Origin of the sequence: Microvirga aerilata, assembly GCF_016743775.1 — a bacterium.
Taxonomy (GTDB): domain Bacteria; phylum Pseudomonadota; class Alphaproteobacteria; order Rhizobiales; family Beijerinckiaceae; genus Microvirga; species Microvirga aerilata.
This window is the reverse complement of the sequence record NZ_JAEQMY010000168.1, coordinates 1-5,990: the sequence shown is the minus strand read 5'-3', so window position 1 is coordinate 5,990 and position 5,990 is coordinate 1. Positions and strand designations below refer to the sequence as shown.

Here is a 5,990-nt window from a genome sequence, read left to right as displayed (position 1 = left end):
CCATAGCGTCGGGCCGCCAGAACATGGCCGAACTCGTGCAGCAGAACGCACAGGAAGAGCAGAAGAATGAAGATAACGCCCTGGAGCGCTGCGTCGCGTCCACCCTGTGCATAATGTGTCACAGCAATCCAGACGAGAAAGAGAAGAAAGGTAAAGTGGACACGGATGATTGTGCCCTTCACAGAGCCAATAGGAATTGACCAGCCCATATGCTCTCCTTCCAGGGTATTCCTGATATGGGAACGTCTTACGTCAGGGACCGGTTCTGAAGCCTCCCGGTGACCGGCTTCTCGCCGCGCCGGCTTCAGCCTGCTCGATTGAAATCACCGGCTCAAGCATCGACGCGCCTGAGGCGAGCTACCATTTGCGTCAGTTGCTCACGCGGAGCGGGCTTCTCCAGCCAGGGCACCCCTTGCAGTTCGGCCGGCAGGCCGGGTGTGAACGGCAGGCCCGAGTAGATTACGAAGGGCGTGTGGCGCTCCTTTAACTCCTGGGCAACGAGCAGCGATGTGCCGTCTTTAAGCAACACATCCAGTACCGCAACCTGGGGCGTATTGTGTTCCAACCACCGGAGCGCATCGGCACAGGATAGAAACGGACCGGCCACGGAGAACCCAGCGTCCTCCAAATAGGCTTCCAGCGACATGCCAATCAGCATCTGGTCTTCAACGATCATGCAACAAGGGTCAATCACCACATCAGAATGTAGTTTCATCGCTTGTGCTTCCTACATGTGGGTTAAGAGGGTCCTCTTTGTCGACCATTGGGACCACCACCGTGGCCTGCTGACTCACATAACGCGAAATACTGGTTTCGAATGCCTCAAGTTACCGTGATAAGAAAATTTATTTTCACCACATGAAAATAAATTATTCTCCTTTTATTCTCGCGATAATGAAGGTGTGAAATGCTGTCCGAGACCGTGGTTAGTGGGCTGGAGCAGTATAGGATCGGCGAGAAACTTCGATCCCTTCGCCTGAAGAAGAAGCTTGGCCTTATTCAGCTTGGCGAGCATACCGGCCTTTCACCGGCCATGCTCTCGAAGATTGAGCGCGGTCAGCTCTTCCCGACGCTACCGACGCTGCTGCGAATTGCTTTGGTGTTCGGGGTCGGGCTTGAGCATTTCTTCGTCAAAGGCTCTGAGCGGCCTACCTTTGCTGTGGTTCGGAAAGAGGATCGATTACGCTTGCCGGACAGGCCCGGTGAGGAGACACCGTCCTACTACTTCGAGAGCCTCGATTTTCCAGTCACTGACCGCAAGCTGCAGGCGTTTTATGCAGAATTTCCCACACCATCGAAAGCGTCCGAACTCCACCAGCACGAGGGAGCGGAACTCATCTACGTCCTCAAAGGACAGCTCGTTGTCAGCATTACCGGCGACGACGTCGTTCTGAACGAAGGAGACGCCATGTATTTCGACTCAGGGGTGCCGCATAGCTATTATAGAAGGGAGGGGCGCTCTCTATGCTCGGCCATTGTCGTGACTGCGCCCAAGTGAGCGCGTGGCGCGGCTCTCCCGTCGCGTGGCAGGACTTGGACTGCCAGTACTAGGCGATCAGAAGGGTAATTCGACATGACTTGGCTATAGAGGGGAGGTTATTGAGAGTTCGTTATAACATCGAATGAAACCCGAGACAAAGGTTGAATTGGAGTATGAGCAAGTGCACAGCACCATTGCTCTGCCCAGCCCGTTCTTTCATGAAGATTGAGTAGGCCTGATCTGAGGCAGGGGATATTCGAAGTCCAACCCGGAGTTGACATTGTATCCGATAGGCTCAAGCCTCGAAGAGCCCGCCTCACTTAGCGCTGGTGAGTAGCAGCCGTGGACCCATTCGCCGTGTCACGTCCGGCAACTGAATTTGCTGTCACGCTGAAACAACGTTGGTTTCTCTAAGTTCGTCTGGAGTGGCAGCTGGGTGGTTTGACAGGTTGAACGAACCGCTCATAAACAAGCAGGAGCTCCCCATGGATCGTCGTCTTGTTCTGGTTAGCCTGGCAGCAGCAGTCGCCTCCCCGGTCTTTGCACAGCAGAGTAACCAGAGTGCCGGAACGCAATCCAACACCGCAGCGCGTAGCGGACTGCTCGGACCAGACGAGATGCAGCACATCCAGCAGACGCTTCAGCTCGGCACGGTTGCCCTCGAAACATCCCGCATTGCTCTTCAAAAAGCTCGCAACGAGAACCTGAAGCAGTTCGCACAGTTCGAAACTGACGAACAAACAACACTCGCTCAAATCTTGCACACCATGATGGACCCAACAGCGCCAGCAGCGACTGGTGCTACAACCCAGAGTCCATCAATACAGACAGGCTCCTCCACCTCCTCGACACCAACGACAGCAGCAAGTTCTGCAACTCGGGCGCCGGACTCAGTGCTCGATACCAAGGGTCGGGAGATGATCCAAAAGCTACAACAGGCGTCGGACGCTGAGTTCGACAAAGCCTACTTAGCAGGACAGATTGAGGGTCATCGCGACTTGCTGCAGGTCCAAGAGCGGTATCTGTCATCAAACCCTCAGAACATTAATCACGTAAACGTGGTGAAGCTCGCTCGCGGACAGATCAAAGAGCACATTGCACTTCTCACCAACATTCAGACCATTGTTCGCTGATGAGGCAACTCAGGTACCACATTGGGGCGACTGGCCGGGTCGCCCATAACTGCCGGGTGCCGTCGGAAGAATACGGGCGTTCCGGTCCGACATTTGGCACGGCGATGAAGGGAGTCAATCGTACGCATTGTGCAGAAAAACCAGCCTCTCCAAAGAATAGTGGATAGCAATGACGCTCGGCGCGCTCGTGAGGGCTAGTAGAGGGGCTAGCCAAGTGGTTCAGCAGCTCTAACTCACGGCTGGCGAGTCACTCGCGTCGACATGGAAGGCGAGCGTAGTGCGTCCCATACCCTTCCGAATGGGCGCCGGTCAGGAGAGCGTGTGGGGCTACCCTCGGCCTCCGCGCGTTGAGGCTGTCCCACAATTCTTGAGAGCGGTCATGGATGGCCAAGAGATTGCTCGGACGCAGGTAGGCTACCGGGCCCTCAAAACAAGCCACCCGCCCGTCTACTACTTCCCACCCGACGCAATCCGCCAGGGTACGCTCGTACCGGCTCAAGGAACTAGCCTGTGCGAGTGGAAGAGAGCGGCTGTATACTTCGATGTGGTCGGCCCGAAACGCTGAGCCGTCAGGGCGGCCTGGGCGTACCTCAACCCAACGCCCACGTTTGCCGTGATTGCCGGCCATGTTGCATTCTACGCCGCGCCTATGGATGCCTGCTATGTGGGGGACGAGCAGGTGCGGCCGCAGCCGGGCGGCTTCTATGGGGAATGGATCACCTCAAACCTAACGGGTCCCTTCAAGGGAGAGCCCGGCGGCGGCGATTGGTAGGCAGCCGCCGACAATGACTTCGGGCTCGGGTAAGGGAGATGTTGCGGGAGTTGCGGAGAACCATCCCAGCCAGTAATTGGACAACGCTGAGCGGTGACAATCATCGGCAAGGGCTAGCTTCTTCGGCGAGAGGACTTTGGGCCCTTAGACGATCTGTTCCTTTGTCAGCTGACCTGAAGCAAGAGGGGCGGGTACTCTTTGCTATAAGCAGGTGCAGCGTGGCCGCTTCTGGAACTCCCCGCAAGTAGACGTAACTTCAGCATTGGGCCGGTAAGAGGACGTTCAAAGAACCATGCTGCGTTGATGGGTTTGATCCGTTACAAGACATCTACAACCTGCGAGCTCTGGTGGTACGATAAACACCGACAAGGCGACTCTTGTAGAACCCGCAAGGTTGCGCTGGGATTATTCTCGGCTATGCGCGTTCAACAGCCTTATGCTCCCAGAGGAGATCGGCATGCAGCAGGACAGCCCAGGGACGAACGCCATCATGGTTGCCATCTTCATGGGCCTTGTGCTGGCCCTTGGCGCCCTGTTGACTGTAATGATCGCCTACGGACACACTCCGATCCCCATGCCATGAAACGGCAGAGATCATTGCACGAGCAGGCGCGTCGCTTTGAGGTCGAACGACACTGTGTCACTGGAACCCACCTCAAGCTTGTTGACCAGAGAGCGACAGCCGCTTGAGCGATCCCATGGCAGAAATGAGAGGGCATCCTGTGTCTCGGCTTAATACCTGGCTCGTGGAGCTAACCATATTTCCACAGCCAATGGCCGCTCCTGGCACTTTCCGGACCTGAGGCCTTGGTCAGGTTAGAGGCTCAAAGCGGGAGTTTGATAAAGGCAGGGGTTTTCCCTTGCCCTTTCCTTCATCAAGATCCTGCGATGTCATCGATCCACCCGCCGAACAGGTCAGCAACTTCCAGGCTGCTGGCAAGATTGTATCCTGGTCGACGAGCTCCTTGTCCTAGTGCTGCAGCAAGCCGCTTACCAGGTGCGGCTCAGATCCAGCGCGTTAGCGGGCGGTGAAAGTCCAGGTGCCCGGGGGTACGAGGCACTCATCGTCGAGCGACGATCATGCGCTAGTTGCCTAACACAACACCGGGATTGAACGAACCGGAGGGTTCAATGGCAGGCTGGAAGCCCATCTCCACCGCACCACACGAAACAGGTAGACCGCTTCTGCTCTACCCCTTTCGCTTTGCCCGCGGAAGCGCAGAAAAGATCGAGGCCCTGCCGCAGCCACATCGTGAGGAGCCATTCCTTGATCTGAGCAAGTCGGGAGTTAAGCGTTTCATCAAGCTTGCGAAGCGACAGGGCTATGTGACTTACGATGACTTGAATGAGGTTTTGCCCTTCGAGAAGTTCTCCGCCGATCAGATCAAGGACGTGGTCGATCAGCTCGCCGAGATGGGCATCAACGTCGTTGGATCCGAGGAGATACAAGGAAGGGCACAGCCGCGAGCCACAGCAGAGCGCAAGGTGCCGCCGGAGAAGCCGCCTGAGGCTCCAGCATCCGGTCCGATCCCCTTCGAGTCGTCTTGGGCTGTTTATGGCAATGTGTTTGAGGGCTATTGGGATGGAGCCAGATGGCTGAGCGCTGGCGGAGTTCCCTGTGAGCCCACGCACTGGATGCCACTACCTTCACCTCCACTGGTTCTGGTTGAGTGCTAAAGGACCGGACACCATTGCCTGACGAGTTCCGCTCCCCGATCAAGCACCACCTGGTGCTGCACCGGATTGACCCGGGTCAGGGCATCCGGCGCTTCTACAGCCTCATGATCGAGCGGGACCTGTTTGGGACCATTCGGCTCGTGCGCACCTGGGGCCGGATCGGCACAAAGGGACAGGAGCTGGTCGAGATCCATGCCGACGAGATCGCGGCAGGGCAGGCGCTGGAGGCGGTCGCCCGGGTGAAGCGGCGGTGCGGATACCAAGATTTGTAACACAGACGAAAAAACCCTGCCTTTTAAGGGCAGGGTTGAGTTCTCCTCGCATTCGGACGCTCATCCGAAAACCAGACCAGTACCGCACGCCATCACCTTCCTGTCAAACTATACGAAGTATTAACGGGATAAGGTGCTTGAACTCAGGCCAGCAAATATGGCAGCAAGGCGTTGAAATCTAAGCTGTGTTGCAGCTTTGCCATAGTCAGAATTCGTTCTTCATCCATACTCTGCCTCTGCGACTCCTCGCACAAGGGATGAATTGCTCATGAAGACCCGTATTCTCGGCCTGCTCGCCGCGACCGCTCTGTCGGTAGCTGGTGTTTCCGCTGCTTCCGCCGCTGACCTGCCGATGCGCTCGGCTCCTCCGGCTCCGTTTGTTGCCGCGGCTCCGATCTTCACCTGGACCGGCTTCTACGTCGGTGTGAACGCAGGCTACGGCTGGAGCGAGGACGACAACGACGCGGTCGACTTTGCGGACGACGACAACGACGGCGGCTTCATCGGCGGTGCCCAGGTTGGCTACAACCACCAGATCGGCTCCTTCGTGGTCGGTCTCGAAGGCGACATCCAGTACGTCGACTTCGGCCGTGAAGGCGTGTTCAACTTCACGGACGAGAATGGCAACATCCTCGAGGGTGAGCTGGAGAGCAGCG

7 protein-coding genes and 2 pseudogenes are annotated in these 5,990 nt (G+C 57.0%); 7 read left to right on the top strand and 2 right to left on the bottom strand.

The annotated features are described in order from the left end of the window. Both JKG68_RS30605 and JKG68_RS30600 read right to left on the bottom strand, forming a co-directional pair. A pseudogene (locus tag JKG68_RS30605) lies at positions 1–209 on the bottom strand (site-2 protease family protein); the annotation flags it as partial. A 122-nt stretch (positions 210–331) separates the two neighbouring features. Continuing rightward, complete coding sequence (locus JKG68_RS30600) at positions 332–715, bottom strand: response regulator (protein ID WP_202066045.1); 384 nt, start codon at positions 713–715, stop codon at positions 332–334. A 192-nt stretch (positions 716–907) separates the two neighbouring features. On the opposite strand from JKG68_RS30600, the gene JKG68_RS30595 reads away from it, so the two are divergent. The 7 genes and pseudogenes from JKG68_RS30595 to JKG68_RS30570 all read left to right on the top strand — a co-directional run. After that, complete coding sequence (locus JKG68_RS30595; RefSeq protein ID WP_202066044.1) at positions 908–1,498, top strand: helix-turn-helix domain-containing protein; 591 nt, start codon at positions 908–910, stop codon at positions 1,496–1,498. A 467-nt stretch (positions 1,499–1,965) separates the two neighbouring features. Beyond that, positions 1,966–2,613, top strand: coding sequence for a DUF4142 domain-containing protein (locus JKG68_RS30590; protein ID WP_202066043.1), 648 nt, complete (start codon positions 1,966–1,968; stop codon positions 2,611–2,613). Between the two features lie 277 nt (positions 2,614–2,890). Then, a pseudogene (locus tag JKG68_RS30585) lies at positions 2,891–3,385 on the top strand (DUF427 domain-containing protein). A gap of 457 nt (positions 3,386–3,842) precedes the next feature. Beyond that, positions 3,843–3,968, top strand: a complete 126-nt coding sequence (locus JKG68_RS34405) for a hypothetical protein (RefSeq protein WP_281399269.1) — start codon at positions 3,843–3,845, stop codon at positions 3,966–3,968. Between the two features lie 548 nt (positions 3,969–4,516). Next, positions 4,517–5,062 (top strand): RNA polymerase sigma factor region1.1 domain-containing protein, encoded by a 546-nt coding sequence (locus JKG68_RS30580; RefSeq protein WP_202066042.1) that lies wholly within the window; start codon positions 4,517–4,519, stop codon positions 5,060–5,062. 14 nt (positions 5,063–5,076) lie between these two features. Further along, a complete protein-coding gene (locus JKG68_RS30575) occupies positions 5,077–5,334 on the top strand; it encodes a WGR domain-containing protein (RefSeq protein WP_202066040.1) in 258 nt (85 codons plus the stop codon). Between the two features lie 268 nt (positions 5,335–5,602). After that, positions 5,603–5,990: outer membrane protein (locus JKG68_RS30570; protein ID WP_376773245.1), on the top strand; the 388-nt coding region annotated here is incomplete at its 3' end.